Source organism: Agrobacterium sp. CNPSo 2736, from assembly GCF_004005385.1.
GTDB classification, from domain to species: domain Bacteria; phylum Pseudomonadota; class Alphaproteobacteria; order Rhizobiales; family Rhizobiaceae; genus Agrobacterium; species Agrobacterium leguminum.
Genome location: NZ_RZTX01000012.1, coordinates 109,135 through 135,136, shown reverse-complemented (window position 1 = coordinate 135,136; position 26,002 = coordinate 109,135). Strand labels below are relative to the sequence as shown.

Sequence of the window (26,002 nt, the reverse complement as noted above, 5' to 3'; positions counted from 1 at the left end):
GAGTTGAGATTGCTAGCGTCTTACCTTCTCCCAGACAAGCGGCGAGTGGCCGAAAGGCCATATTTGCAAGGGATTTCCCAAATTTTCTTGACGTGCCGCATCGCACATAGTTCCTTCCCTTCATGACGGACAAAAATACAGCGATTCGATCCATCTGCGTTTATTGCGGCTCCCAGCCCGGACGTGATCCGGCCCATATGGAAGCGGGCCGCGCGCTTGGGAAATCCATTGCCGAAAACGGCATTCGCCTCGTCTACGGCGGCGGCACCAAGGGCATCATGGGCGCGGTTGCCAGCGGCGTTCTTTCCAATGGCGGCGAAGTGACCGGCATCATACCGGAATTTCTGGTCGATATGGAGGCGACGCGCCATTCTCTCGGACAATTGAACGAGCTTGTCATCACCAAGGACATGCATGAGCGCAAACATATGATGTTCGAGCGCTCCGATGCCTTCGTGACATTGCCGGGCGGTGTCGGCACGCTGGAGGAGATCGTCGAGATCATGACCTGGGCGCAGCTTGGCCGCCATGCCAAGCCGATGGTCTTTGCCAATATCAACGGTTTCTGGAACCCGATGCTGGAACTGGTGCAGCACATGCGCGACCAGGGTTTCATCCACCGCGCGCATCTTCTCAACCCGCTCATCGTCGACGAAGTGAAGGACATCGTGCCCGCCATCATCGACCGGGCGCTGGCGCAGCAGAACCCGGAAGGCGACCCTTCGGTGATTTCCCGCCTCTAGGTCTGCCGTTTGTTAACGGCCGCCCGGGCGGCTCGTTACAATTTTAGTGTATATTAATACAGATTTAACGGCGGCATCGCTCCGCCCTCTCTTTTCATGGCCCCGCGACTGATCCTGTGCCAGCCTCAATAAGGCGTTGGTGTCGCGAAATTCGTTTCGCCGCCATGAGAGTGGGTGTCATCGGGAAATGATTGCTTTTGTGGTGCGGCTCAAAAGCCGGGCGCATTTTATTATTCAGAGAAATTCCGCGCGGGGCAGGGAGGCGCTCCTCGGTTCCGCCGCCCGCCGCAGGGTCGATGCGCGCATGAGGCTCGGCATCGTGATCGCCGTCTTCGCTGTCATCTATGGCGTCGTCGCCGCGCGTCTCGTCCAATATGGTCTTGCCGAACCGGTGGCGACCGCATGGATCAATACCGGCGCCAACGCCGTCGCCTCCCGGCCGGATATTGTCGATCGCAACGGCACGCTTCTGGCGACCGATCTCAACATGGTCTCGCTCTATGCGGATCCGCGCCGGATCGTCGATCCGGATGAGGTGGTGGAGAAGCTCGCGACCGTTATCCCCAATCTCGACTGGCGTGAAACGCACCGCCGGTTGCGCTCCGATACCGGCTTTCAATGGCTGCGACGCCAGCTGACGCCCCGGCAGCAGGCGGATATTCTCAATCTCGGCATACCGGGCATCGGCTTCCGGCCGGAAAAACGAAGGTTTTATCCGGGTGGTCCCACCGCTTCGCATATTATCGGCCACGTCAATGTCGACAATCAGGGGCTTGCCGGCATGGAGCGTTACCTCGACCAGCAGGGTCTGGCCGATCTTCGCGCCGTGGGTCTTGCCAGCGGCGCGCCGCTGGAGCCGGTGCGGCTCTCCATCGATCTCAGGGTACAGAACATCGTCCGCGAAGTGGTCGTGAAGGCGAAAAGCGCCTATCAGGCCGAAGCGGCAGGCTCTGTGATCCTCGATGTGGAGACGGGCGAAGTACTGGCCATGGCCTCGGTGCCGGATTACGATCCGAATGAGCCTTCCCGCACCCTTGCCGATGGCAGCATAGACAAGGAGTACGAAAAGGGCTGGTTCAACCGGATGAGCAACGCCACCTTCGAAATGGGCTCCACCTTCAAGAGCTTCACGCTCGCCATGGGGCTGGATGCCGGGGCGATCACGCTGGGTTCGGTGGTGGATGCGTCGCGGCCGATCCGCATGGGCGGCTTCACCATCAAGGATTTCAAGGGCCGGAACCGGCCGCTCTCCATTCCGGAAGTGTTTCAATATTCATCGAATATCGGCACGGCGGCGGTGGCCGACAGGGTCGGCGTCGAAGGCCATCAGCAGTTCCTGACGAAGCTCGGACTGCTTACCAGAATGGACACGGAAATGCCGGGCGTTGCCACGCCCACCCAGCCGAGAAACTGGAAGAAGATCAATTCCGTCACCATCTCCTTCGGCCACGGCGTCGCCACCACCCCGTTGCAGACAGCGGTGGCCGCTGCCGCGCTGATCAATGGCGGCAACCTGATTTCGCCGACCTTCCTGCCGCGGTCGAAAGAAGCTGCCGCATCGCTCGCGCGCACCGTCATCAACGACAGGACGAGCGCCGATATGCGTTACCTGTTCAACTGGAACGGCATAAAGGGTTCCGGCCGTGGCGCGCAGGTGGAGGGATTTCATGTGGGCGGCAAGACCGGAACCGCCGACAAGGTGATCAATGGCCGTTACGCCAAGGATATCAATTTCAACGCTTTCGTGGCCGGTTTTCCAATGCACAAGCCGAAATATGTCGTGCTGACGATGATCGACGCGCCGAGAACCGGCGTGAACGGCGGGCGAACGGCGGCCTCCACCGCGGCCCCCATGACCCGCGAAATCATCGCCCAGACGGCGGGCCTTCTCGGCGTCAAACCACGTTTCGGCTATGATGCCAACCCGCATTTGCTGGTGGATTATTGACGCTACTTCTCCCCATTCCCGTGATGGTAAAGGAATGAGGGAAGCAGCCCGGATTACCGCTTGAGCCGCAGCAGGCTGGAGCCGGTATAGATCGCCAGCGCCACCCAGATCATCGCAAAGGCCGCCATGCGCACCATGTCGAACGGCTCCTTGAAGATGAAGATGGCGATGAGGAAGATCATCGTCGGCGCGATATATTGCATGATGCCGATGGTCGACAGCCGCAGCAGTTTCGCGCCATTGCCATAGAGGATGAGCGGAACGGCCGTAATGAGCCCGCTTGCCGCCAGAAGCCAGGTATCGGCGGAATTGCCGCCCATGAAATGCGCCTGTCCGTTGAAGGCAAGCCAGATCATCACCAGCACGGCGGGGATGGATAAAAGCATGACTTCCAGCAGGAAGCCCTGCGTCGCGCCAATCGGCAAGGTCTTGCGGAAAAAGGCGTAGAAACCCCAGGACACGGTAAGTGCGATGGACACCCAGGGCAGGCTGCCCGCATGCCAGGTGAGGATGGCCACCGCCAGCGCCACGAGGCCGATGGCGGCGATCTGGGCCGGATAAAGCTTTTCCTTGAGGAGAACCGCACCAAGGAAAATGCTGAACAGCGGATTGATGAAATAGCCAAGCGCGGCATCGAGCGCGCGGCCTGCGCCGATCGCCCAGATATAGACGCCCCAGTTGATGCTGATGAGGATGGCCGTCAGGCTGGCCATGGCCAGCATCTTCGGGGTTCTGAGCGCGGTTCTGATTTCCGCCGTGCGTCCGAGCGCAATCAGCACGACAGCTGCAATCGGCACCGACCAGACGACGCGATGGACGATGACCTCGATCGGCGAAATATGCGCAACCGCCTTCATGTAAAAGGGAAGGAACCCCCAGAGCAGATAAGCGGAAAGCGCGAAAGCAAAACCGCGCGCGCTGTCGCCGCCCTCCTGGGCCGGGAGCGATTTGTCGAGTGCCATGGGGAGTACCGCCAATTGTTCGGATAGCGTTTTATAACGGATCGCCACAGTGGCGGCCAATTCATTTCCGTGAAGGGTCCATGAGAAAAACTGCATTAATAAAAGGCGCGCTGCCCTTGAAATGGGCTGCACCCCGACTGGAGGAGATGATTCACGCAGGAAGCCCCGCGTGAATCATTGTCTTATCCGGCCGTTGCAAGGCGCTGAAAGGACTGGTTATTTCCCGGCAAAACGGTCGTTGGCGCGGATCAGTTGGTCAAGAATGCCTGGCTCGCTCATCGCGTGTCCGGCCGCCTCGATGATGTGGAAATCCGCCTTCGGCCAGGCTTTGGCCAGCTGCCAGGCATATTTCAGCGGGCAGGGCATGTCATAACGCCCATGCACGATGACGCCGGGAATATCTTTCAGTTTGCCGGCGTCGCGCAGCAATTGGCCTTCCTCCAGCCAGCCGCCATTGACGAAGAAGTGGTTCTCGATACGCGCGAAAGCGATGGCGTATTTATCCTCGCCGAAATCCTCGACACGGTCGGGATCGGTGACGAGCGCGATGGTCGCGCCTTCCCACTGGCTCCATGCCTTGGCGCATTCGAGTTTCTTTGCCTCGTCGGTGCCGGTGAGATAGCGGTTATAGGCCTGCATCATCTCGCCGCGTTCGGCTTCCGGGATGGGCGCGATGAATTTTCCCCACCGATCCGGATACATTTCGGAAACGCCGAACTGGTAATACCAGTCCAGTTCCGGTCTGGTGACGGTGTAGATGCCGCGCAGAACCAGTTCGCTGACGCGGTTCGGATGGGTCTCGGCATAGGCGAGCGCCAGCGTCGAGCCCCAGGAACCGCCGAAAACCAGCCATTTTTCGAAGCCGCAGAGTTCGCGCAGCCTTTCGATATCGGCAACGAGATGCCACGTGGTGTTGGCTTCAAGCTCCGCATGCGGCGTGGAGCGGCCGCAGCCGCGCTGATCGAACAGGATGACGTCGTAAAGGGCGGGATCGAAAACGCGGCGATGCGTGGGGTTCACCCCGCCGCCGGGGCCGCCATGCAGGAAAACCGCCGGTTTTCCACCGCGCGTGCCCACCCTTTCCCAATAGATCGTGTGGCCGTCGCCGACATCGAGCATGCCGGTCTCGAAAGGTTCGATCTCGGGGTAAAGGCCGCGCAATTCTTCGGTCATGGGTCATCGTCCTTCGCTGGCCATTCGGCCGTATCATGGTCCGGGTGCTGGCAATTGTTCACCCGAGGGGGAGGGCTATCCGTTGCAGGTTCCGGCTCGACCGGCAAGCCATCGAGTGCGCCGAACCAGTGCATTTTGCCGGCGAGATTGGATTGCGCCTCGGGTCTTACCCGCTGGGGTTCGTCCAGAGAACCGAGGGTGATATTGATGAAATCGGCGCCCGGCATGTCATAGAATAGCGGCGTGCCGCATCGGCCGCAGAAACCGCGACGCACGTGATCGGAAGACTGGAACCACGCTGCTTCGCCACGGGTCATTTCAAATTGCGTAAGCGCAGCTGCGGCAAGCGGCATGAAATAATTGCCCGATGCCTTCTGGCACATGCGGCAATGGCACAGATGCGGATAACGAAGACCGCCCCCTATCCGATAACGCACCGCGCCGCACTGGCATCCACCGCTGAAACCCTCGGTTTCGCTCATGCGCGCTCGTCTTCCGGCGGCCAGACCTGCGTGTCGTGATCCGGGTGCTGATAGGAGGTGATTTCGGCCTCGTCCACGCCCTGTTCCACGGTCGGCTTGCCGAACAGCTGCTCGATCCACGGCATCCGCTTGTGGAAATTGACCTGCACCTGCGGCTCGATCAGCTCGGGCTCATCGAAAGCGCCGATGGCGATCTCCACGCCGCCGGGATAATGATAGGTCAGCGGCGTGCCGCATTTGTTGCAGAAACCGCGATGGATTTTTGCCGAGGAGCGGAAGAGGGCAGGCTGGCCGCGCGTCCAGGTCAGATGCGCCTGATCGGCGCTGACCAGCGCGCCGAAGAAATTGCCGAAATGTTTCTGGCACATGCGGCAATGGCAGATGGAGGCCCGGCCGAGCTTGCCCGCATGGAAACGCACGGCGCCGCACTGGCATCCGCCGAAAAATCCCGCTTCGCTCATCATCTGTTCTCCGGTGGCCAGTTTTCAGTGTCGTGGTCGGGATGCTGGTAGGAAACCAGATCTGCGAGATAGTCCACCTGCGTCAGGTCGTCCTCGGTGGCAACGGCAGGCAGCGTGTGAAGCGTGTCGACGAAATCGATCTTGCGCTCCACGCCCCACTGAATGGTTGGTGGCAGCGCGGCCGGATCGTCAAAAGCCCCGGCCGCCACCGCCACACCGTCAGGCGCCTCATAGGTGAGCGGCGTTCCGCATTCGGGACAGAAACCGCGCTTAACGACGCTGGATGACTGGAAGCGTTTCGGCTCTCCCCGGGTCCATTCAAACTCTACGCCGCGCACCGAAACCAGTGGCGCGTAATAGGCCCCGAAAGCCTTCTGGCACATGCGGCAATGGCAGATGGAACTGTCTTTCAGTTCGCCGATAGCGCGAAAACGGATCGCGCCGCACTGGCATCCGCCTGTATATGTCGTCATGGTCGGTCCTCCTTCACCGTTCGGATAATGTGGAGACAGACATTGTCTATGTCTCTAAGGATATCCTCGTTCCAGAAACGGAGGACTGTCCAGCCGTCCTCCTGAAGCCGCGCAGTTCTTGCCTGATCGTAGCGCAGTGCCGCTTCAGATGTGTGTTGAGAACCGTCGACCTCAACAATCAGACGATGATCCGAACAGGCGAAATCAACGATAAAGCCGGCAATCGGCATTTGTCTGCGAAAACTTAGTCGTTCAAGGCGATGAGCGCGAATGGCATTCCAGAGCTTCAGCTCGGCATCCGTCATGACTTTACGCATCTGCTTCGCATATTTGCGATGCATCGGATCTACGTCTGCATGCGGCATGATTTGGCTCGCTGTTTAGTGCCTCAGCTTAGATTGGTTGAGGTAACTCAAAACCGCAAGAGGATTGTGGTGACCGTCGGCCCCCTCTGCCCTGCCGGGCATCTCCCCCACAGGTGGGGAGATCAATTGCGGCTATCGCTCGCCCATCTTTAACGCTGAATAGGGAGCGGGAGGCTGCTCCAGTTAATCTCCCCACCTGTGGGGGAGATGCCCGGCAGGGCAGAGGGGGGTGAGCCTCGAATGCGGAGCCTACCGCTTCAACTCCCACGTCGTCGTCCGCTCGCCCGTCTCCTTGTCCTTGCCATCCTTCAGCTGAATGCCCTTCTCCGAAAGCTCGTCGCGAACACGATCCGCCTCCGCAAAGTTCTTCGCCTTCAGCATCTCGAGCCGCAATTGCACCAGCGCATCGACGGCCGAAACGATGGCCTCATCCATTTCCGCCTTCTTCGGCAAGACACCCAGCAGGGCGGCGCTGGCCGCAAAGGCGGGCAGCCTGGATGGGTCCAGATTGGCGGCGTGGGCCAGCGCGTGCAGCGCCTGCACGGCGGCAACCGTGTTGAGATCGTCGGCAAGCGCTTCGAGCACGGTTTCATCCGGCGCAGCATCGGAGGCTTCCGCGGCCGGCCACTTGGCGAGCAGGCGTTCGGCCTCTTCCAGACGCTTCACGGAAAAATCGATCGGCTCGCGATAATGCGTCATCAGCATGGCAAGGCGCAGAACCTCGCCCGGCCATTTCCGGCCGCCGAATTTCTCCGTGTGCAGCAATTCGTAGATCGTCACGAAGTTGCCCTCGGATTTCGACATCTTGCGGCCTTCCACCTGCACGAAGCCGTTATGCATCCACACATTGGCCATGACATGCGTGCCGTTGGCGCAGCGCGATTGCGCGATTTCGTTCTCATGGTGCGGGAAAATGAGGTCGAGCCCGCCGCCATGAATATCGAAGACCTCGCCGAGATATCGGCCGGACATGGCCGAGCATTCGATGTGCCAGCCCGGACGGCCGCGACCCCAAGGGCTTTCCCAGCCCGGCTCATTGTCCGAGGACAGTTTCCACAGTACGAAATCGCCGGGGTTCTTCTTATGGGCTTCCACCGCCACGCGCGCGCCGGCCTGCTGCTCGTCCAGCGGCCGCTTGGAAAGCTGGCCATAATCGGCCATCGAGCGGGTATCGAACAGCACCTCTCCGCCGGCCGTGTAGGCATGGCCGCGGGCGATCAGCTTCTCGATGAGGTCGATCATCTCCGCGATGTAGTCGGTGGCGCGCGGTTCGACGGTCGGCGGAAGGCAGCCGAGCGTGGCCACATCCTCATGGAACTGGTCTGCGGTCTTTTTCGTCACCGCGTGAATGGCGTCGTTCAGCGGCAGATGCGGATAATCCCTCAGCGCCCGCGCGTTGATCTTGTCGTCGAGATCGGTGATGTTGCGGGCATAGGTCACATGGGTCTCGCCATAGACGTGGCGCAGCAGCCGGTAGAGAACATCGAACACGATGACCGGGCGCGCATTGCCGATATGGGCAAAATCATAGACCGTCGGACCGCAGACATACATGCGCACATTGTCAGCGTCGATCGGCGCAAATTCCGCTTTTTCGCGTGTGAGTGTATTGTGAAATTTCAGGCGCAAGGACATGCGGCAGTTCCCTAAAGGCAGAATATTATCCTGGCCGGAACGTTTATCTTTCTTGACCTTGCGGGAGACGAAAACGATCTGGCCGGTGGCGAACCAGCAAAAAAAATCTCAGCAGCAGGTGCAGATCATCGTTCTCATGTCTTGCTTTATGGCGCGGCGGTGCGGCCCGGTCAAGAGCAACCGTGGTGGCCGCACCGCCGCCCCGAGCGGAAAATATTCACTCCGGCTGGCGGTAATCCACGAATTTTCCCTCGCGCACGAGGAAGAGTTTGCCGGTTTCGGTCAGATCGGGCGAGGCGAGCGGAAGAATGGCCGCGGCCACCTCTGACGGATGCGGCACGGTGGCCGGGTCTTCACCGGGCATGGCCTGCGCACGCATCGCCGTGCGTGTCGCACCGGGATTGATGCTGTTGACGCGAAGCGCACTCTTCTGCGTTTCCGCCGCCCAGGTGCGGGCCAGCGCTTCGACTGCCGCCTTGGAGGTGGAATAGACACCCCAGAAGGGGCGACAGCTATGGGCGGCGCCCGAGGACAGGATCAGCGCGCGGCCGGCATCCGATTTCAGAAGCAGCGGCTCGACCGAACGGATCAGCCGCCAGGTGGCGGTGACGTTGATGTTCATGACCCTTTCGAAGACTTTCGCCTCGATATGGCCAACCGGCGAGATGACGCCGAGAACGCCGGCATTGGCGACGAGAATATCGAGCTTGCCCCAGCGCTCGAAGATATTGGCGCCCAGCGCATCGATGGCTTTCATGTCGGAGAGATCGAAGGGAACCAGCGTCGCCGTGCCGCCGACAGCCTTGATGGCGTCGTCCAGCTCCTCAAGGCCGCCCACCGTGCGGGCGCAGGCGATGACATGCGCGCCGGCCCTGGCGAGTTCCAGCGCCGTGAAATAGCCGATGCCGCGCGAAGCGCCGGTAACGAGAGCGATGCGGCCCTTGAGATTGATGGTCATGGTCTCCCCCGAAATGATTGCGCTTCCTTCTACGAAGCGCCGCTGGCTTTTCGCAAGCGATCATATCGTCGCATGCGAGGGCCTGACAAAAGGCAAGAAAAAAGCGGCCACCGGAAGCCGGATGGCCGCTTTGTTTAAGGCGTATCAGCCGTTGCTGGCCAGCATGGAAATCTTGCTGCCCATCGCCTCGCCATTCTGGTCGAGAAGGCGGGTCGGATAGTCGCCGGTGAAATAATGGTCCGTGAACTGCGGACGCGCGGGGTTGCGGTTTTCGCCGCCCACCGCACGGTAAAGTCCGTCGATGGACAGGAAGGCCAGCGAATCGGCGCCGATATATTTCGCCATCGCCTCGACATCGGCATATTGGTTGGCGAGCAGCTTGTCGGCGTCCGGCGTGTCGATGCCGTAGAAATCCGGGTGGAAGATCATCGGGCTGGCGACGCGGATATGAACTTCCTTGGCGCCCGCCTCGCGGATCATCTGCACGATCTTCACCGAGGTCGTGCCGCGAACGATGGAATCGTCCACCAGCACCACACGCTTGCCTTCGATCATCGCCCGGTTGGCCGAATGCTTCAGCTTGACGCCGAAAGCGCGAATCTGCTGTGTCGGCTCGATGAAGGTGCGGCCGACATAATGGTTGCGGATGATGCCGTATTCGAAAGGAATACCGCTTTCCTGCGCAAAACCGAGTGCTGCCGGCGTGCCGCCATCGGGAACCGGGACAACGACGTCGGCTTCCAGCGGCGCTTCCTTGGCAAGGTTCATGCCCATGTTCTTGCGCGTCGTGTAGACGTTGCGGCCGCCGACGACGGAATCGGGGCGGGCGAAATAGACATATTCGAACAGGCAGAGGCGCTCCGGCTGCGGCTTCGAAGGCTTGCGCGCATCGATGGTGATCGAACCGTCCGGCTGGATTTCGCAGATGATGACTTCGCCGTTTTCAACGTCGCGGACGAACTTCGCACCGATGATGTCGAGAGCGCAGGTTTCCGAGCAGAAGATCGGCTTGCCATCAAGCTCGCCCATGACCAGCGGGCGGATGCCGATTGGGTCACGGGCGGCGATCAGCTTGGTGCGGGTCATCGCCAGCATCGAATAACCGCCTTCCATCTGGCGGATGGCATCGATGAAGCGATCGGCGGTGGAGGAGTGGCGCGAGCGGGCGATGAGGTGAAGGACGACTTCGGTATCCGACGTCGACTGACAGATGGCGCCGGTGGCGATGATCTGGCGGCGCAGCGTCAGGCCATTGGTGAAATTGCCGTTATGGGCAATGGAAATGCCGCCTTCTTCCAGCTCGGCAAATAGCGGCTGCACGTTGCGCATCGCCACTTCGCCTGTCGTCGAATAACGGGTGTGGCCAATGGCGATGGAGCCGGGCAGGCGGGCAAGGGTTGCCGGATCGGTATAATGATCGCCGACGAGGCCCATATGGCGTTCCTGATGGAAGCGTTTGCCATCGAAGGAGACGATGCCCGCCGCTTCCTGGCCGCGATGCTGAAGCGCATGCAGGCCGAGAGCGGTCAGCGCCGAGGCGTCGGCATGGCCGAGAATGCCGAACACGCCGCATTCTTCATGCAGCGTGTCGCCGTCGATCTCTTCCTTGAAAGTGGCCCCAGGGAACGGGGAATGCGAAAGCGGCTCAATCATCCGGCTTGCCCTTGCTCTCTACCGAGAAAAAAAGAAAGACCTCTCCGGTGAGTATTTCCCCCGGTCGGTCCGTCTGTGTCGTGCTTGATATTTAGCACAAATAGCGCGCCTTGCATGCATTGCAAGGCGCGACACTGTGTCAATTATTCGTTGCCGGCGGATTTGTTGCCGGCACATCTTCCGCAGGCGCCTGCGTGGCTGCCGGCTCCTGTGGTTTTCCGAGGATGCGGGCGCGGATCTGCGGTTCGATATCGTCAGGCAGAACCGCTTCCAGCTTGCCCACCAGCCCGTCGAGGAAGGGCTTGGACTTTGCCTGCGTCACCCATTCCGGCTGCGTCTTCACATCCACCAGCCAGTTCCAGAAGGCGACCGCGACGACCAAAAGCAGAATGCCGCGCGCCGCGCCGAACAGGAAACCGAGCGTGCGATCCAGCGCGCCGATGCGGCTGTCGATGATGAAATCGGCAATGCGCGAGGTGATGAAGGAAATCACGATCAGCGATACGAGGAAAACCACGCCCGCCGAACCGGCAATGGCGATCTTGTCGTCATCGGTATAGTTGCGCGCATAGGGCAGCAGGACCGGATAGAGATAATAGGCGGCGGCGACCGAACCGCCCCAGCTCGCAATCGACAGAATCTCGCGTGAAAAACCGCGCACCATTGCAAGAAGGGCGGAGAAAAGAACAACGGCGATGACGATGCCGTCGAAAATTGTAATGGGCATATACCAACTCCGGAGGTGCGACGCCTTGTCAGACGCTGCCTTGCCAATTTTGCGATCCTCTTACACCACTGTTTCCCTTGGCGAAAGGATCAATATTCGTCGTCCTCAACCTGTTTGAACCGGTTGCCGGAGCCGGCGATGCGGGCCACGAGGTCCGGAAGACTTTCGATTTCCGTCCAGCGCCCCTTGCCGCCTTTCGGCAATTCAGCCGAAGCAGAAGGCAGAAGTGCGGCGGAAAAGCCGAGTTTTTCAGCTTCTTTCAATCGCTGGCCCGTATGCGAGACCGGCCGCACCGCGCCCGACAGGCTGATTTCGCCGAAATAAACACAATCGGCGGGCAGGGCAAGACCGGCAAGCGAGGAAACGAGCGCCGAGGCAATCGCCATATCGGCGGCCGGTTCGGAAATACGGTAGCCGCCGGCAACATTCAGATAGACATCATGCTGGCCGAGCTTCACGCCGCAATGGGCCTCCAGTACGGCCAGAATCATGGCAAGGCGGGAACTGTCCCAGCCGACCACGGCACGACGCGGCGTACCCAGCGAAGTGGCGGCGACCAGCGCCTGCACCTCGACAAGCACGGGCCGCGTGCCCTCGATGCCGGCAAAAACCGCAGCACCCGGCGACTTTTCGTTGCGCTCGCCGAGAAACAGTTCGGAGGGGTTGGAGACTTCCCGTAGACCGCGATCCGACATTTCGAAAACGCCGATTTCATCAGTTGGCCCGAAGCGATTCTTGACGGTGCGCAGGATGCGATGGTGATGTCCGCGGTCGCCTTCGAAGTAAAGCACGGCATCGACCATGTGCTCGACCACGCGTGGACCGGCGATCTGGCCCTCCTTGGTGACGTGGCCGACGAGCACCATGGTCGCCCCGGTCTGTTTGGCAAACCGGATCATCGCCTGCACGCCGGTGCGCACCTGTGTCACCGTGCCGGGGGCGGAATCGGCCGTATCGCTCCACAGCGTCTGGATGGAATCGATGATGACGAGATCGGGCCGTTTGCCTTCGGAGATCGTCGCCAGAATATCCTCGACATTGGTTTCCGCCGCCAGCAGCACATCGGTTTCCGCAGCCCCGAGACGCTGCGCGCGCAGACGCACCTGCGCCACCGCCTCTTCGCCCGAGACATAGATGATGCGATGCCCGCGCCGCGAAAGGGCCGCTGCGGCCTGCATGAGGAGCGTCGACTTGCCGATGCCCGGATCACCGCCGATCAGAACCGCCGAACCGCGCACGAAACCGCCGCCGGTCGCCCGGTCCAGCTCGCTGATACCGGTCGGGATACGCGGCGCCTCCTCGATTTCACCGGAAAGCGAGGTGAGCGTGACGGGCCGGCCCTTCTTGGGCGTCTTGCCCGGCCCGGAGCCGATGCCGCCCATCGGGTCTTCCTCGACGATGGTATTCCATTCGCCGCAGCCTTCGCATTTTCCCGCCCAGCGGGTGTGAACCGTGCCGCAGTTCTGGCACACGAATTGGGTCTTGGCTTTTGCCATCTTCTATCAGTTTTCTTCTTGTTTGAAATGGTCGGCGGAGATGTCTTGGTGGCCGTGAAGCACGCGCATCACAGTAAGCTCGCTATCGCTGACACGAAAGAAAATCACGCGCTCCCGGTACGCAATACTACGAATTCCAACGCCGTATCCGCTTCTTGAAACGCCGGTCAAACCAAGTGCCGCCGTCGATTCAATTTTATTGTAGATATCAAGAACGAGGCGATCGGCAGCAAGGGGATTTTCAGCCTCGATATAGGCATGATCGTCAACGAGATCGCGCCTTGCCCTCGTGGTCCATACAGGGATCCGAATCTTAATGATCGATCCCCGTTTTTTGTTGCGCAGCAACGCGTTTGATATCGCTCAGGAAGTCGTCCTGGGAGGCATAACGGTGAACCCGTCCGGCTTCTGCATCATCAATGCCCTCCTGAATCAGCAATTTAAGTGCGGCTCTTTTGCCTTCATCACTGCTCAACAATTGCAGGCTCGCATGAATAACCGCGTCCGCATCGCTGTAGATGCCCGCCGCCACCTGCTCCTCGATGAACTTCTCGTCCTGCTCGCTCAAATGGATTTCGGGCATTTCGATCTCCTTTTGTTCTCTTCTAGCACAGGTCACCGCAGCTTTCCAAGGGCTAAAGGCGCGGCTCAGTCGTCGGCCATCAGATATTGCCGTTCGTAACGCAGGCCAAGCCCCGTCAGCATCTCGTAGCCGATGGTGCCGGCCGCCCGCGCGGTCTCGTCGACGGGCACACTGGGACCGAAAAGCTCGATATAGTCGCCAGCACGGATGGCATTGGCCGGAACATCCGTCACGTCGAAAATGGTGAGGTCCATGGTCACGCGGCCGGCTACCGGCACCCTGTGGCCGTTGACGACGCCATAAGCGCCGCCATGGCCCATTTCGCGCAGCGGAATGCCGGAACCGGAAAGCGAACGCTGGTATCCATCCGCATAACCCACGGAAGCGATGGCAAGGCGGCTGGCGCGCTTCAGCAGGAAAGTGCCGCCATAACTCACGGTCTGGCCTTCGCCCGCTTCGCGAATCTGGATGATCCGCGCTTCGGCCGTGGCGACGGGACGCATCGGGTTTGCCATGCCGTTGACCGCTTCGCCCCCATAAAGGGCGATGCCGGGGCGAGTGAGATCGAAATGATAGTCCGAGCCGAGGAAGATACCGGCGGAAGCCGACAGGCTTGATTCGATGCCTTCGAAAGCGGCGCTAACCTTTCGGAATGATTCGAGCTGGACCCTGTTCATCGGCGAGGAGGGTGTGTCGGCGCAGGCGAGGTGCGACAGCACCAGAACCGGGTCGAAACTTGCCGGCCGCGTCACGTCGTCAGCCAGAAACAGCGCGTCGTCGAGGGGCAGACCGAGGCGGTTGAAGCCCGTATCCACATGCAGCGCGCAGGGGTGATCGCCCCGCTCGGCAACCGTCGCCATCCAGAAGGAAAGCTGCTCCTCGGAGGCCAGAACCGGCACCAGATCGTTGTCGAAGACCTGACGTTCCTGGCCCTGCCATATGCCTGACAGCACGAAGATACGCGCTTCCGGGGCATAGGAACGCAGGGTCGCACCCTCGGCCACCGTGGCCACGAAGAAATCGCGCGCGCCGGCATGGTAAAGCGTCGCCCCGCAATCCTCGATACCGAGACCATAGGCATCGGCCTTCACGACCGCCGCCGTCCGCGCCCTGCCGGAACGCCTCTTCATGTCACGCCAATTATCGGCGAGCGCGCCGAGATCGACGGTCAGCCTCAGCGGTGCGTGCTCGAAAATGTCGGTTTCGTTTTCGGGAAAGCTGTCTTCGAAGTCGTCTGTCATGCCATGCGTCCGGTTGATCTTGAACCGGTTTGGACCCTAGCACTTTTGTTCAAGACGGTAAGGATGGAATGTTTTAAACTCACGCTATGCACAATGTTTCGCAGGAACAGGCCATAGATGTCATGCCGATTGCGACGACGGAAACCACCCGTTTCTGGCGTGACAGGCGTTTTGGCGGCATGGAGTGCCTGAGCGCGACTTTTCTGACCCATGAATATTCGCCGCATGCGCATGACACCTTCTCGATCGGCGCCATCGAAAGCGGTTCGCAGATTTCCACCATTCAGGGCACCACCGAGCAGACGGGGCCGGGGCATCTTTATCTCATCAACCCGGATGAGGTTCACGATGGCGCACCGGGTGGCGGCGGTTATCGCTATCGGATGATCTATCCCGATATCGTCTTGCTGCGCGATATTATCGAGGATGTGACGGGCAGGGCCTTTCACGGCACGCCGTCCTTCCCAAGATTTCTGCCGCGCGATCCGCAGGTGGCGGCCGCCTTCCAGATGGCGCATCGGCGGCTGGAGGAGAAATCCGGCGCTCTGGAGGCGGATGAGGGCATGTTCTCGGTTCTCGCCGCCCTGTTCGGCAGGCACGGCAGCGCCATTATCCTGCCCGTCGAAACACGGGAGAAAACGGCGGTTTATACCGCCCGCGACTATCTTTCCGACAATTACGAGACCGATATCGGCCTGGAGGAACTGGCCTCCATCGCCGGTCTCAGCCGCGCGCACCTCATCCGCGCTTTCAGGAAAGAGTTTCACATCACCCCGCATGCCTATCTGACGGATGTGCGCGTCCGCAGGGCGCGCCGGCTTCTGCGCGCCGGCGAGATGCCGGCCGAGGTAGCGGCAATGTGCGGTTTTGCCGACCAGGCGCATTTCACCCGGCATTTCAAGGCCCGCACCGGTGTCACACCGGGGCAGTTCCGGGTGGCCTGAGTTCAAAGCCCGCATTTCCGTTCGGAAATGCGACAAAAGAAAAGCGACGCTTCAGCAGAAAACCGCCTGACGTCACTTTCGTTCAAGACCGAATAATGTCGCAAGCGTAATCCCTCTCCTTCGAAAGGGAGAACGCGATGTCGATATCGGGAAAAGGCGCGGAATTCAGCGCGGGATTGCGGGCCGCCGCGCCATTGCTGGTCGCCATGGTGCCGATTGGCGTGGTGTTCGGCGCTGTCGCCATCGGCAAGGGCCTGTCGCCGCTCGAAGCCTCGCTGATGTCGTTGCTGGTCTTTGCCGGCGGCTCGCAATTCGTGGCGATGGATTTATGGACGCATCCGGCAAGCTGGAGCGCGCTCGGCTTTGCGGCGCTGCTGGTCAATCTGCGCCATGTGCTGATGAGCGCCTCCATAGCCGGCAAGCTGGAGGATTTCAGGGGCTGGCGCAAATGTGCCGCCATGCTGGTGCTGACGGATGAATCCTGGGCATTGTCCGAATTCCGCGTCATCGCCGGCAGGCTGACGGCGGCCTTTTTCACCGGTGCTGCGCTGTCGATCTATCTCGTCTGGAACCTTGCAACTCTTGCCGGCGCGCTGCTCGGTTCGGTGGTGGGGGATATGTCGGTCATCGGTCTGGATTTCGCCTTTCCCGCCGTCTTCATCGTGCTGCTCATGGGGTTCTGGAAGGGCAGGGAAACCGGCTTCGTGCTTCTGGCAAGCGCCGCCGCCGCCTGTCTCACCCACGCACTGGTTCCCGGCGCCTGGTATATCGCCGCCGGCGCGCTGGCGGGTCTCGCCGTCGCCGCCTTTGGCCACGAGGAACAGGCGGAGCAGCCGGCATGACGCTCGACCCGAATACGCTGCTGACAATTCTTGCCATGATGGCGGCAACCGTCGCCACGCGCCTTGGCGGCCTGTTGCTGGTCACTCATTTTACGCTGACACCACGCCTGAAAAAGGCGCTCGGCGTGGTGCCGCCCGCCGTCCTGATGGCCGTGGTGACGCCGACGGCGCTCGCCAGCGGACCGGCGGAAACCATCGCCTGCGCGGTAACCGCCATCGCGGCGCTGCGCCTCAGCCTCCTGCCAGCCGCAACGCTCGGTGTTGCTGCCGTGGCGCTGCTGCGCGGAATCGGATTGTGAGACAATCCGGTCAAACCGTTGAAAAGACTCCTCCCTTGGGAACAGAACGGGCGGGACAGGGCGAAAACCCGTTCCATGCGCACTATTGAATGTGAACTGAGGACGATAGTCCGGACTTGAGCAAGCGCTTCCAAGCCGTTATCCAGTGCCTGCCGTATCTTTCAAGCAGCGCCGGGCGGGAGAGAGTGATGACAGGCAATCGCGAAGTTGCATTCGGACCGCTTTCCCGAATCTATGCCGAAGACCTGAAGACGTCATGGCCATCCATCACCTTTTTGCTGCTGACGATCCTGCTCGGGTCTGTTCTCGCCACCGCCGGGCCTTACGTGTTTTCCCGCCTGATCGACGATCTGCCGGATGCGCCGCTGCAATGGATGCTCGGTTTTTCGCTCTATGCGGGCCTGACGGCGCTGGCGACGGGTATTCAGCGCTCCACGCAATATATGTCGGTCATCCATTCGGAGCGGCTGGAATATGTCGCGACCACGCGCTTCTTCGAGCGCATCGTCCATAAAAAACCGTCGTTCTTCAACGATCACAACCCGGCGGAAATTCAGGCTGCGCAGACAAGGGGCGCTTCGGCCGCCTCGGCGATCATGCAGATCGGCCTTATTTATTTCGTGCCGGGCATCGCCACGTTCCTGTTCAGCACCCTGTTGCTGGGAACGGTCCTCAGTGCGGATCTGGTCGCCATCGTCGTTGTTTACGGCGCGGCCTTCATCGCGCTCACGCTCGCTTCGAACCGCCTGACCACGCCTTTTCTGGAAAAGGCTATCGAAGCCGGGCAGGAGAATGCCGGTTTTGTCGGAAACGCCATCGGCATGATCGAGCCTTTGCGGCACACGGGCAGCACGGCGTGGATGAAGCGTCGCTTTGCGGATAATGCGGGCTCTATCTATCGCAACTGGCGGCTTTATTCCCTGCGCCGGATCGGCTTCGTCTTCACCATCTCGCTGGCACTCGCCATGCAGATGGTCATCGGCTTTTATCTCCTGTTGCCGCGTTACGAGGCGGGAGCCCTGTCGATAGGCGATATCGTTCTCTTCAACACACTTCTGCTTCAGCTCAACATGCCTTTTGAACTGATCGGGCAATCGATCAGCGAGGCGGTCCGATCCTTCGCCCACTTCGCGCCCTATGCCCGCATGTGGAATGCGCCGGAAGAGGAGGGACCGCCCCATGCCAACCCGCTGCAACTATCGGGCAAAGCGATAGAATTCGACGATGTGGGTTTTCGCTACGAAAACGGTCGCGGCGTCGAAGGCGTTTCTTTCAATGCAACGCCGGGGCGTCTGACCTTCATTACCGGCGAGACCGGTTCCGGCAAATCGACACTCTTCCGGCTTCTGCAGAAAACCATGGCGCCGCAATCGGGTCGTATCACCATCGACGGCACCGATCTGACCGCAATCGGTCGGGACGACTGGTTTGCCGTTGCCGGCATCGTTCCGCAGGAGGTGCAATTGCTGAACGATACGTTGCGCAGCAATGTCGTGCTCGGGCGGGTGCTGGATGAGGAAAAACTGCGCCGCTCGGCCGAGCGCGCCGCGATACTCGACAGGATAGAGGCGATGCCGGAGGGTTTCGACACGATTGTCGGGGAAAGGGGCCTGAAGCTTTCCGGCGGCGAGCGTCAGAGGGTTGCCATTGCCCGTGCGCTTTACGGTGAACCGTCCATTCTGCTGCTCGATGAGGCAAGCTCGGCGCTGGACGAGGAGACGGAGCGGGAAATCATGGACCAGTTAAGACGGGTCGACAGCGATATTACCATCATCGCCATCACCCACCGCCAGAGCAGCATCCGCGCCGGCGATCAGGTCATTGCACTGCCGAGCGGTACAATCGATGAATCGGCGTCTGAGGTGTCAGTCCCAAGCCATTGAAAAGATTCCGCCCCATCCTGAAGCAGGACGGGGCGTTTTTGTCGATAGCCGGCGCGGCGGCGCCTCAATGTTCTTCGTACTGGCTGAAGCTCGGATCGGCCAGATCCGTAAAGCGGGTGAATTCGGACTGGAAGGCGAGCTTCACCGTGCCGGTCGGTCCGTGACGCTGCTTGGCGATGATGACGTCGGCCGTGCCTTTCACCTTGTCGAACAGGGCTTCCCATTCAGCATATTTGGGATCGGAAATATCGCGCGGCTCCATGTTCTTGACGTAATATTCCTCGCGGAACACGAAAAGCACCACGTCGGCGTCCTGCTCGATGGAGCCGGATTCACGCAGGTCGGAAAGCTGGGGGCGTTTGTCTTCGCGGCTTTCCACCGCACGGGAGAGCTGTGACAGCGCGATGATCGGAACGTTGAGTTCCTTGCCGAGCGCTTTCAGACCCGTGGTGATCTGGGTGATTTCCTGCACGCGGTTTTCGCCGCTCTTGCCGGAGCCGGTCATCAGCTGAACGTAGTCGACCACCAGAACATCGAGGCCGCGCTGGCGCTTCAGGCGGCGGGCGCGGGCGGAAAGCTGGGCAATCGAGATACCACCGGTCTGGTCGATATAAAGCGGCACCTTCTGCATCATCTGGGAGCAGGCGACGAGCTTTTCGAAATCGGCCTCGGTAATGTCACCGCGGCGGATTTTCGAGGAAGACACTTCGGTCTGCTCGGAAATGATACGGGTGGCGAGCTGTTCGGACGACATTTCGAGCGAGTAGAAGCCGACGACGCCGCCGTTCTTCGCCTTGTACGACCCGTCCGGCTGCACTTCCTGCTCATAGGATGCGGCAATATTGTAGGCGATGTTGGTCGCAAGCGAGGTCTTGCCCATACCCGGACGACCGGCAAGCACGATAAGGTCGGAACGCTGCAACCCGCCCATGCGGGCGTCGAGCGAATGAATGCCGGTGGAAATACCGGAGAGATTGCCGTCGCGTTCGAAGGCGGCGCCCGCCATGTCGATCGCCAGCGCTACTGCATCGTTGAACGACTGGAAACCGCCATCGTAACGGCCGGTTTCCGCCAGTTCGAACAGGCGGCGTTCGGTGTCCTCGATCTGCGCCTGCGGCGGCATGTCGAGCGGCGCGTCATAGGCGATGTTGACGACATCCTCGCCGATCTGGATCAGCGCGCGGCGCAGCGCCAGATCGTAGATCGCGCGGCCGTAATCTTCCGCGTTGATGATCGATACGGCTTCCGCCGCCAGACGCGCGAGATATTGCGCCACCGTCAGATCGCCGATCTTGTCGTCGGCGGGCAGGAAGGTCTTGATTGTCACCGGATTGGCGGTCTTGCCCATGCGGATGATATCGCCCGCCACCTCGAAAATCTTGCGATGCAGCGGTTCGTAAAGATGCACGGGCTTCAGAAAGTCCGACACGCGGTAATAGGCGTCGTTATTGACGAGGATGGCGCCGAGCAGCGCCTGTTCGGCCTCGATGTTGTTCGGCGCTTCGCGGTAGTGCGGTTCCGCCGGTTGCGCGGGGGTGATCTTTCTCACAGCGTCGTTCATGGTTTGCGCGATCTCCCTTTGCCTTTGTCCTTGAACCTCGGGTTTGGCTTCCTGGGGCACGGCAGTCAATGATAATGTTGCAACACTCTATGGCAGGCTGACGTCCGCTCTGCGAAGCTCGATCACTTCTTCAGTTGTCCCCAGCAATCCACAGGCGGGTTGGGGACAAGGCGCCGGATCCTTCCGGCAAGGTGATTCGCTGCCATGAGTTTATCGCATGGCAGACCCGGCGTGAAAGAAACTTGAAAATCGTCAGTCTTACGAATAAATAGGCAGAAAATAAGTAGTGTGCTAATTATAAGGCTTGCTGACATGTCCCGCGAGACCGACAAGGAACAGCTTCTGGATGAAGTCTCCGCTTTCACCCGCAAACTGCGCGCGTTTTTCGATGCGCGGGTGGGGGAGAGCGGGCTGACGCTTGCACGGGCGCGCGCTCTTTTTGCGCTCTCGCGTCGTGGACCGCTGACGCAGACCGAGCTTGCCGAGGAAATGGAAATCGAAACGCCGACGCTGGTTCGGGTGCTCGATGGCATGGAGAAACAGAACCTCATCGAACGCCGTTCCGATGAGAACGACCGCCGCGCCAAACGCATCCACATGACGGCGGAAGGGGAAAAAACCTCCGAGACGGTGCAGGCGATGGCGAAATCACTGCGCTCCGAGATTGCCGCCGATATTTCCTCGCAGGAACTGGCCCTGGCGCTCGATGTCATGCGCCGGCTTTCGGCCAATCTGCAAAATCTGGCGGCGGGGAGGGCGCAATCGTGAGCACCCTCATACCGCAAACCGCTGACAAGGCCGTTTCCCAGGATGCCGAAGGGACCGCCAAACCCGCCGACCTTCCGGAAGAGGCAGCGACGCCGATGAGTGCTTCCGGCACGGGCGAAGCCGTGTCGGAACCTGCCGCCGCCGCCGCACCTCAGCCCGTTGAGCGGCCGCTCTGGCTGCGGCTGTGTTTCATCTTCGCTGGCCTGTCGTTCTTCATCACGCAAGGCCTCGGCATGAACCTCGTCATGGCCAATATCTACCAGTTGCAGGGCGAGTTTTCCGCCACCGTGGCCGAGGTCGCCTGGCTCTCCGCCGCCTATATGGCGCCCTATGCCACGTTTTCCATCGCGCTGTTCAAGGTCCGGGCGCAATATGGCCTGCGGCCCTTTGCCGAAGTTTCGATTATCGTGTTTGTCGTCGCTTCCTGTCTCAACCTGTTCGTGACAGACCTGCATTCGGCAATCGTTATCCGTTTTGTCAGTGGCATGGCAGCCGCACCGATCTCGTCGCTCGGCTTTCTCTATATTCTGGAGGCCTTTCCGCCTGCGCGGAAATTCTCGCTCGGTTTCAGCATAGCGCTGACTGGTACGTTGCTGTCGGCGCCGCTCGCGCGCATCGTCTCGCCATCCCTCTTGGAAATCGACGGCTGGAATGCGCTCTATTCCATGGAAGTAGGATTCGCGCTGATCGCTTTCGCCATGATCTATGTGCTGAAAGTCACCCCGCCGCCGCGCGCGAAAGTTATCGAGCGCATGGATATTCTGAGCTATCTTCTGTTTGCAGGCGGTCTCGGCTGTCTGGCGGTCATGCTCACGCTCGGCCGGTTCTACTGGTGGTTCGAAACCTGGTGGCTGGGCGTCCTTCTGGCGACGTCGATCGCACTTCTGACCCTCATGGCTTTCATCGAATTGCCGCGCAAGAACCCGCTGCTCGACCTGCGCTGGATTTTCTCGAAAACCAACCTGCACATTATTGCGGTCCTGCTCGTCTACCGTGCGGTTTCCTCCGAGCAATCTTCAACGGCGGTCAGCTTTTACCAGCAACTTGGCCTGCTGAACGAACAGACGACGACACTTTATGCACTTGTGCTGTTGGCGACCGTTCTCGGCGGTGCGGCCTGTGCGTGGCTGATGCTCACGAAATACGTCGATACCGCCCACGTGATTGCGCTGGCGCTGATCGCTGCCGGTTCGTTCATGGATAGCCAGTCCAACAATCTGACGCGGCCCGGTGAGATGTATCTCAGCCAGATGATGATTGCCTTTGGCGCGGCCATGTTCCTGCCGCCCGTCATGGCCAAGGGTTTTGCCGCCGCACTGGCCCGGGGTGCGCCCTATCTGGTGAATTTCATCACCATCTTCCTGTTCACCCAGATCACCGGTTCGATGCTGATGACCGGCCTGCTCGGCAGTTTCGTGACGCTGCGGGAGAAATTCCACTCCAATATTCTGGTGGAAAATATCCTGCTCACCAATCCCGTGGTCGCCCAGCGCGTCTCGCAGCTTTCCGGCGCTTACAGCCATGTCATCACCGATCCGGCATTGCTGAAGGCCGAGGGGCTGTCGCTGCTTGGCCAGCAGGTCAGCAGGGAGGCCTATGTGCTTGCCTATAATGACACGTTCCTGCTGATCTCCGTCGTCTCTGCGCTGGCGCTGGCCACGCTTTTGATCCACCTTGCATGGCTGCGCATCCGCCCTTTCCTTTTCCGGGAAGAAATCGATGCCGCACCGGCACCACAGTCTTGAACATTCCAAGAGTGACAAAATGCTGAAGAAGTTTTTTACCCCCGTTTCCATTCTCGTGCTGCTCGGCGGTCTCGCCGGCGTGGCGCTGGTGCTTTACGCTTGGCGGTTGCCGCCGTTCCTTTCCACCGTCGAAATGACCGACAACGCCTTCGTGCGTGGTTATGTCACGACGATGAGCCCGCAGGTGAGCGGCTATGTGGTGGACGTGCCGGTGAAGGACTATCAGGAGGTCAAGCAGGGTGCGCTGCTGGCGAAGATCGATGACCGCATCTACCGCCAGAAGCAGGCGCAGGCGGAAGCAACGCTCGATACGCAGAAGGCGGCACTCGATAATTCCCGCCAGCAGGAAAATGCGGCCAATGCCAATATTCTTTCCAGCCAGGCGGCGGTCGACAGCGCCCAGGCCTCGCTGAAACAGGCGCAGCTCGCATCCGACCGTCAGGATAATCTCATCAAGAGCGGTGTGGGAACCTCCAGCCTCCAGGAAGAGGCCCATGCCGCGCTCGAAAAGGCGCGGGCGTCGCTCTCGCAGGCCAAGGCGGCGCTTGAGGTTTCGCGGCAGGATCTGCAAACCATCATCGTCAACCGCAGCTCGCTGCAGGCGGCCGTCGCCAATGCTGAAGCGGCGGTCGAACTTGCCCGGATCGACCTTGCCAATACCGAAATCCACGCGCCCGTGGATGGCAAGCTCGGCGAAGTCGGCGTCCGCACCGGCCAATATGTCACCGCCGGAACGCAACTGATGGCTGTCGTGCCGCATGATGTCTGGGTCATCGCCAATTTCAAGGAAACCCAGCTTGCGGGCATGCAGGTCGGCCAGCCGGTGACGATCTCCGTGGATGCGCTGCATCGCCGCAAGCTTACCGGCCATGTGGAACGGTTCTCTCCCGCCACCGGCTCGGAATTCGCCGTCATCAAGCCGGATAATGCGACGGGCAATTTCGTAAAGATAGCCCAGCGCCTCGGCGTGCGTATCGCCATCGATGCCGATCAGCCGCTCGCCGCGGATCTGTCGCCGGGCATGTCGGTGGTGGTGCATGTGGATAAGAGCGTGGCACCCGAGGGGGCGGAGACGGCGGCGAGGTAGTAGGAAAGTTTGGTGGCTGCGGCTTCACCCCCCTCTGTCCTGCCGGACATCTCCCCCTCAAGGGGGGAGATCGGCAAGAGGCACTGCCACTACTTCATTCGCAAACGTTGAGATGGAAGAGATCTCGCCGCATATCGATCTCCCCCCTTGAGGGGGAGATGCCCGGCAGGGCAGAGGGGGGTAAACTTCCCTGCAAACTCTCAGCGCGCAAACAAAAACCCCGGATGTCTCCATCCGGGGTTTTCCTTTTTGACCGTTAAGCCAAATCTTATTCGTCGTCGCCGTCGCGATCGGCTTCCGGATCGAAGAAGTCTTCCGGACGCAGCGCGTCTTCGTCAACGCCGTAGATGGCGTCAGCGGAGGTGAGGCTTTCGCCCTTGGCCTGACGCTCAGCTTCTTCAGCCGAACGGGCAACGTTCAGCTCAACCTGCAGCTCGACTTCGGCATGCAGGTGAAGGGTAACGTTGTGCAGGCCGATGGTCTTGATCGGCGTGTTCAGTTCAACCTGGTTACGGCCGATGTTGAAGCCTTCTGCGCCGAGGATTTCGACGACGTCGCGAGCGGCGACAGAGCCGTAGAGCTGGCCGGTTTCGCCAGCCGAACGGACGACGATGAAGGACTTGCCTTCCAGAGCCTCGGCAACCTTCTGGGCTTCCGACTTGCGCTCGAGGTTACGGGCTTCGAGCGTTGCGCGCTCGGTTTCGAAACGTGCCTTGTTGGCGGCGTTGGCGCGCAGCGCCTTGCCCTGCGGCAGCAGGAAATTACGGGCGTAGCCGTCGCGAACCTTTACGGTTTCGCCCATCTGGCCGAGCTTGTTGATGCGTTCGAGAAGAATGACGTCCATCTTCTTGATCCTTTCTATGGTTTGGTTTCGTTCGTATTGTCGGTTTTCCGCGTCGGAGTAAGAGAGATAGTGCTGCGCACGTCGCTCAGGCCGAACACGAGAATGATGAACAGCGGAAAGACAAAGACCGCCGAGAGATATGCGAGAATGAGAACCGGCAGCCGCCAGTCCTTGCCGCGCGCGCGCTTGTGCAGCGAGGCGTAACCCGCCATCAGAAAGCCCGCGCCGAAGGTGCCGCAGATGACCGCGCCGACCATGGCCGCGACACCGCCGAGGAACATGGCGACGATGCCGGCCAGAAAAATGAAGATGGCGTTGCGGTGCATGCGCAGCGCGGAAGCGATATCCTCACGCGGGCGAAGGCCCTTGCCGAAAGAGCCGACCAGCCGGGTCGCGAAATAATAGGCCGCAAACAGCAGGATGACCCACAGGCCGCCCTGCACGATCGGCAGCATCAGCACCAGCAGCGATTTCGTCTGGGCGAGCGCCTCGGCATTGGGTTCGAACAGCGGCTCGCGGTTCTGCACCGAGGTCATCATGATATCGACCATGCGGGCGACCAGATCGGGACCGTAACCGATCATCCAGCCGAGAATGACAACGGCGATGGAGACCAGAATGCACAGGTGCAGGACGATGCCGGAGAGCGGATACCAGGCGAGCAGATCGTCCGGGCCGCCGAGTTCGGAAGCCGGGCGCGCCAGATTGGAAAGATGCGAAAGCCAGCCCGCCGGGATCAGCGTGAAGATCGCGATGGTCAGCGCAAACAGCGGCGACATGACGAGAGCGCCGATGATGGCCGTGGTGATGATCGCGACGATGGCGGCGCGATTGCCCCAGCCCATGCCGGCGATCAGGATCGGCATGGCGGAACCGGCATAGAGCAGGAAGGAAAAGGACGACTGTGCCGTTGCGCCAAGCGTCAAAAACGCGGCGCATATGCCGGCGAGAACGCCGGTGATCAGCACTGTCTGGTTCAACTTTTGCACTTCGCTGTCCTGCTGAAACGAAAGCAGTTAGAGGATCGCTCCATGGAGCCTCATCCCCAACATGGGTTTTACGGTATCGATCCGCGCCCAACGCGGAAGGATTTGAACTCGCAACCTACTGATTAAAAGTCAGTTGCTTC

26 protein-coding genes are annotated in these 26,002 nt (G+C 60.4%); 9 read left to right on the top strand and 17 right to left on the bottom strand.

Going from position 1 to position 26,002, the window contains the following annotated elements:
- The first annotated feature begins 122 nt into the window (after positions 1 to 122).
- Both EM858_RS19080 and EM858_RS19075 read left to right on the top strand, forming a co-directional pair.
- Positions 123 to 743 (top strand): TIGR00730 family Rossman fold protein, encoded by a 621-nt coding sequence (locus EM858_RS19080; RefSeq protein ID WP_080817300.1) that lies wholly within the window; start codon positions 123 to 125, stop codon positions 741 to 743.
- A 187-nt stretch (positions 744 to 930) separates the two neighbouring features.
- On the top strand, positions 931 to 2,691 hold the full coding sequence (locus EM858_RS19075) for a penicillin-binding protein 2 (RefSeq protein ID WP_127757624.1): 1,761 nt from the start codon (positions 931 to 933) through the stop codon (positions 2,689 to 2,691).
- A 53-nt stretch (positions 2,692 to 2,744) separates the two neighbouring features.
- Here the strand turns inward: EM858_RS19075 and rarD are convergent, their stop codons facing one another.
- The 14 genes from rarD to alr form a co-directional block, all read right to left on the bottom strand.
- Entirely contained in the window at positions 2,745 to 3,653 is a 909-nt protein-coding gene (rarD, locus tag EM858_RS19070; RefSeq protein WP_080817298.1) for an EamA family transporter RarD, read from the bottom strand.
- Positions 3,654 to 3,869: 216 nt separating this feature from the next.
- A complete protein-coding gene (pip, locus tag EM858_RS19065; RefSeq protein ID WP_127757623.1) occupies positions 3,870 to 4,826 on the bottom strand; it encodes a prolyl aminopeptidase in 957 nt (318 codons plus the stop codon).
- Positions 4,823 to 5,308, bottom strand: a complete 486-nt coding sequence (locus tag EM858_RS19060; protein ID WP_127757622.1) for a GFA family protein — start codon at positions 5,306 to 5,308, stop codon at positions 4,823 to 4,825. Before EM858_RS19060 ends, pip begins: the two co-directional genes overlap by 4 nt.
- Positions 5,305 to 5,769: a GFA family protein gene (locus tag EM858_RS19055; RefSeq protein ID WP_127757652.1), complete on the bottom strand. Its 465-nt coding sequence runs from the start codon at positions 5,767 to 5,769 to the stop codon at positions 5,305 to 5,307. Before EM858_RS19055 ends, EM858_RS19060 begins: the two co-directional genes overlap by 4 nt.
- Positions 5,769 to 6,242, bottom strand: a complete 474-nt coding sequence (locus EM858_RS19050) for a GFA family protein (protein ID WP_127757621.1) — start codon at positions 6,240 to 6,242, stop codon at positions 5,769 to 5,771. The genes EM858_RS19055 and EM858_RS19050 overlap by 1 nt, the downstream gene beginning before the upstream one ends.
- Positions 6,239 to 6,607, bottom strand: coding sequence for an endonuclease domain-containing protein (locus EM858_RS19045; RefSeq protein WP_127757620.1), 369 nt, complete (start codon positions 6,605 to 6,607; stop codon positions 6,239 to 6,241). The genes EM858_RS19050 and EM858_RS19045 overlap by 4 nt, the downstream gene beginning before the upstream one ends.
- A 249-nt stretch (positions 6,608 to 6,856) precedes the next feature.
- Positions 6,857 to 8,242: a cysteine--tRNA ligase gene (gene cysS, locus EM858_RS19040; RefSeq protein ID WP_127757619.1), complete on the bottom strand. Its 1,386-nt coding sequence runs from the start codon at positions 8,240 to 8,242 to the stop codon at positions 6,857 to 6,859.
- A gap of 217 nt (positions 8,243 to 8,459) precedes the next feature.
- A complete protein-coding gene (locus EM858_RS19035; RefSeq protein ID WP_080817292.1) occupies positions 8,460 to 9,200 on the bottom strand; it encodes an SDR family NAD(P)-dependent oxidoreductase in 741 nt (246 codons plus the stop codon).
- A 144-nt stretch (positions 9,201 to 9,344) separates the two neighbouring features.
- On the bottom strand, positions 9,345 to 10,853 hold the full coding sequence (gene purF / locus EM858_RS19030; protein WP_003520704.1) for an amidophosphoribosyltransferase: 1,509 nt from the start codon (positions 10,851 to 10,853) through the stop codon (positions 9,345 to 9,347).
- Positions 10,854 to 10,992: 139 nt separating this feature from the next.
- Entirely contained in the window at positions 10,993 to 11,580 is a 588-nt protein-coding gene (locus EM858_RS19025) for a CvpA family protein (protein ID WP_035261832.1), read from the bottom strand.
- An 89-nt stretch (positions 11,581 to 11,669) separates the two neighbouring features.
- Entirely contained in the window at positions 11,670 to 13,076 is a 1,407-nt protein-coding gene (radA, locus tag EM858_RS19020; RefSeq protein ID WP_003520708.1) for a DNA repair protein RadA, read from the bottom strand.
- A 6-nt stretch (positions 13,077 to 13,082) separates the two neighbouring features.
- Complete coding sequence (locus tag EM858_RS19015) at positions 13,083 to 13,424, bottom strand: type II toxin-antitoxin system RelE/ParE family toxin (RefSeq protein ID WP_236774926.1); 342 nt, start codon at positions 13,422 to 13,424, stop codon at positions 13,083 to 13,085.
- Positions 13,390 to 13,659, bottom strand: coding sequence for a type II toxin-antitoxin system ParD family antitoxin (locus tag EM858_RS19010; RefSeq protein WP_127757618.1), 270 nt, complete (start codon positions 13,657 to 13,659; stop codon positions 13,390 to 13,392). Before EM858_RS19010 ends, EM858_RS19015 begins: the two co-directional genes overlap by 35 nt.
- 65 nt (positions 13,660 to 13,724) lie before the next feature.
- Positions 13,725 to 14,900, bottom strand: coding sequence for an alanine racemase (alr, locus tag EM858_RS19005; protein WP_127757617.1), 1,176 nt, complete (start codon positions 14,898 to 14,900; stop codon positions 13,725 to 13,727).
- Between the two features lie 86 nt (positions 14,901 to 14,986).
- Between alr and EM858_RS19000 the strand changes: the two genes are divergently transcribed.
- The 4 genes from EM858_RS19000 to EM858_RS18985 all read left to right on the top strand — a co-directional run bounded on the left by EM858_RS19000 (position 14,987) and on the right by EM858_RS18985 (position 18,868).
- Positions 14,987 to 15,844 carry an AraC family transcriptional regulator gene (locus EM858_RS19000; RefSeq protein ID WP_164865484.1) on the top strand — a complete coding sequence of 286 codons (858 nt, stop codon included), beginning with the start codon at positions 14,987 to 14,989 and terminating at the stop codon, positions 15,842 to 15,844.
- A 137-nt stretch (positions 15,845 to 15,981) separates the two neighbouring features.
- Positions 15,982 to 16,686 carry an AzlC family ABC transporter permease gene (locus EM858_RS18995; RefSeq protein ID WP_127757616.1) on the top strand — a complete coding sequence of 235 codons (705 nt, stop codon included), beginning with the start codon at positions 15,982 to 15,984 and terminating at the stop codon, positions 16,684 to 16,686.
- A complete protein-coding gene (locus EM858_RS18990) occupies positions 16,683 to 16,985 on the top strand; it encodes an AzlD family protein (protein ID WP_127757615.1) in 303 nt (100 codons plus the stop codon). Before EM858_RS18995 ends, EM858_RS18990 begins: the two co-directional genes overlap by 4 nt.
- 188 nt (positions 16,986 to 17,173) lie before the next feature.
- Complete coding sequence (locus tag EM858_RS18985; RefSeq protein WP_127757614.1) at positions 17,174 to 18,868, top strand: ABC transporter ATP-binding protein; 1,695 nt, start codon at positions 17,174 to 17,176, stop codon at positions 18,866 to 18,868.
- Between the two features lie 64 nt (positions 18,869 to 18,932).
- On the opposite strand, the gene EM858_RS18980 is transcribed toward EM858_RS18985, so the two are convergent.
- Positions 18,933 to 20,429: a replicative DNA helicase gene (locus EM858_RS18980; RefSeq protein ID WP_003520716.1), complete on the bottom strand. Its 1,497-nt coding sequence runs from the start codon at positions 20,427 to 20,429 to the stop codon at positions 18,933 to 18,935.
- 312 nt (positions 20,430 to 20,741) lie between these two features.
- Between EM858_RS18980 and EM858_RS18975 the strand changes: the two genes are divergently transcribed.
- Genes EM858_RS18975 through EM858_RS18965 form a run of 3 tightly spaced genes read left to right on the top strand, consistent with a single transcriptional unit; the run spans position 20,742 to position 24,029 of the window.
- Positions 20,742 to 21,197, top strand: a complete 456-nt coding sequence (locus EM858_RS18975; protein ID WP_127757613.1) for a MarR family transcriptional regulator — start codon at positions 20,742 to 20,744, stop codon at positions 21,195 to 21,197.
- Positions 21,194 to 22,942 (top strand): MFS transporter, encoded by a 1,749-nt coding sequence (locus tag EM858_RS18970; protein WP_164865483.1) that lies wholly within the window; start codon positions 21,194 to 21,196, stop codon positions 22,940 to 22,942. The genes EM858_RS18975 and EM858_RS18970 overlap by 4 nt, the downstream gene beginning before the upstream one ends.
- A 19-nt stretch (positions 22,943 to 22,961) precedes the next feature.
- Positions 22,962 to 24,029 carry an HlyD family secretion protein gene (locus tag EM858_RS18965; RefSeq protein ID WP_127757612.1) on the top strand — a complete coding sequence of 356 codons (1,068 nt, stop codon included), beginning with the start codon at positions 22,962 to 22,964 and terminating at the stop codon, positions 24,027 to 24,029.
- Between the two features lie 268 nt (positions 24,030 to 24,297).
- On the opposite strand, the gene rplI is transcribed toward EM858_RS18965, so the two are convergent.
- Both rplI and EM858_RS18950 read right to left on the bottom strand, forming a co-directional pair.
- Entirely contained in the window at positions 24,298 to 24,873 is a 576-nt protein-coding gene (rplI, locus tag EM858_RS18955) for a 50S ribosomal protein L9 (RefSeq protein WP_003520720.1), read from the bottom strand.
- Positions 24,874 to 24,887: 14 nt separating this feature from the next.
- Positions 24,888 to 25,862, bottom strand: a complete 975-nt coding sequence (locus tag EM858_RS18950; RefSeq protein ID WP_127757611.1) for a DUF2232 domain-containing protein — start codon at positions 25,860 to 25,862, stop codon at positions 24,888 to 24,890.
- Between the last annotated feature and the right edge of the window lie 140 nt (positions 25,863 to 26,002).

Excerpts from the sequence above, each read along its gene's own strand:
- EM858_RS19025 (WP_035261832.1), bottom strand. The coding sequence starts at position 11,580 with ATGCCCATTACAATTTTCGACGGCATCGTCATCGCCGTTGTTCTTTTC.
- EM858_RS18990 (WP_127757615.1), top strand. The coding sequence starts at position 16,683 with ATGACGCTCGACCCGAATACGCTGCTGACAATTCTTGCCATGATGGCG.
- EM858_RS18965 (WP_127757612.1), top strand. The coding sequence starts at position 22,962 with ATGCTGAAGAAGTTTTTTACCCCCGTTTCCATTCTCGTGCTGCTCGGC.
- EM858_RS18995 (WP_127757616.1), top strand. The coding sequence starts at position 15,982 with ATGTCGATATCGGGAAAAGGCGCGGAATTCAGCGCGGGATTGCGGGCC.
- EM858_RS19000 (WP_164865484.1), top strand. The coding sequence starts at position 14,987 with ATGCACAATGTTTCGCAGGAACAGGCCATAGATGTCATGCCGATTGCG.
- radA (WP_003520708.1), bottom strand. The coding sequence starts at position 13,076 with ATGGCAAAAGCCAAGACCCAATTCGTGTGCCAGAACTGCGGCACGGTT.
- EM858_RS18980 (WP_003520716.1), bottom strand. The coding sequence starts at position 20,429 with ATGAACGACGCTGTGAGAAAGATCACCCCCGCGCAACCGGCGGAACCG.
- EM858_RS19050 (WP_127757621.1), bottom strand. The coding sequence starts at position 6,242 with ATGACGACATATACAGGCGGATGCCAGTGCGGCGCGATCCGTTTTCGC.
- EM858_RS19055 (WP_127757652.1), bottom strand. The coding sequence starts at position 5,769 with ATGAGCGAAGCGGGATTTTTCGGCGGATGCCAGTGCGGCGCCGTGCGT.
- EM858_RS19035 (WP_080817292.1), bottom strand. The coding sequence starts at position 9,200 with ATGACCATCAATCTCAAGGGCCGCATCGCTCTCGTTACCGGCGCTTCG.
- EM858_RS19010 (WP_127757618.1), bottom strand. The coding sequence starts at position 13,659 with ATGCCCGAAATCCATTTGAGCGAGCAGGACGAGAAGTTCATCGAGGAG.
- rarD (WP_080817298.1), bottom strand. The coding sequence starts at position 3,653 with ATGGCACTCGACAAATCGCTCCCGGCCCAGGAGGGCGGCGACAGCGCG.
- EM858_RS19045 (WP_127757620.1), bottom strand. The coding sequence starts at position 6,607 with ATGCCGCATGCAGACGTAGATCCGATGCATCGCAAATATGCGAAGCAG.
- alr (WP_127757617.1), bottom strand. The coding sequence starts at position 14,900 with ATGACAGACGACTTCGAAGACAGCTTTCCCGAAAACGAAACCGACATT.
- EM858_RS19075 (WP_127757624.1), top strand. The coding sequence starts at position 931 with ATGATTGCTTTTGTGGTGCGGCTCAAAAGCCGGGCGCATTTTATTATT.
- EM858_RS18975 (WP_127757613.1), top strand. The coding sequence starts at position 20,742 with ATGTCCCGCGAGACCGACAAGGAACAGCTTCTGGATGAAGTCTCCGCT.
- cysS (WP_127757619.1), bottom strand. The coding sequence starts at position 8,242 with ATGTCCTTGCGCCTGAAATTTCACAATACACTCACACGCGAAAAAGCG.
- pip (WP_127757623.1), bottom strand. The coding sequence starts at position 4,826 with ATGACCGAAGAATTGCGCGGCCTTTACCCCGAGATCGAACCTTTCGAG.
- EM858_RS19080 (WP_080817300.1), top strand. The coding sequence starts at position 123 with ATGACGGACAAAAATACAGCGATTCGATCCATCTGCGTTTATTGCGGC.
- purF (WP_003520704.1), bottom strand. The coding sequence starts at position 10,853 with ATGATTGAGCCGCTTTCGCATTCCCCGTTCCCTGGGGCCACTTTCAAG.
- rplI (WP_003520720.1), bottom strand. The coding sequence starts at position 24,873 with ATGGACGTCATTCTTCTCGAACGCATCAACAAGCTCGGCCAGATGGGC.
- EM858_RS19060 (WP_127757622.1), bottom strand. The coding sequence starts at position 5,308 with ATGAGCGAAACCGAGGGTTTCAGCGGTGGATGCCAGTGCGGCGCGGTG.
- EM858_RS18985 (WP_127757614.1), top strand. The coding sequence starts at position 17,174 with ATGACAGGCAATCGCGAAGTTGCATTCGGACCGCTTTCCCGAATCTAT.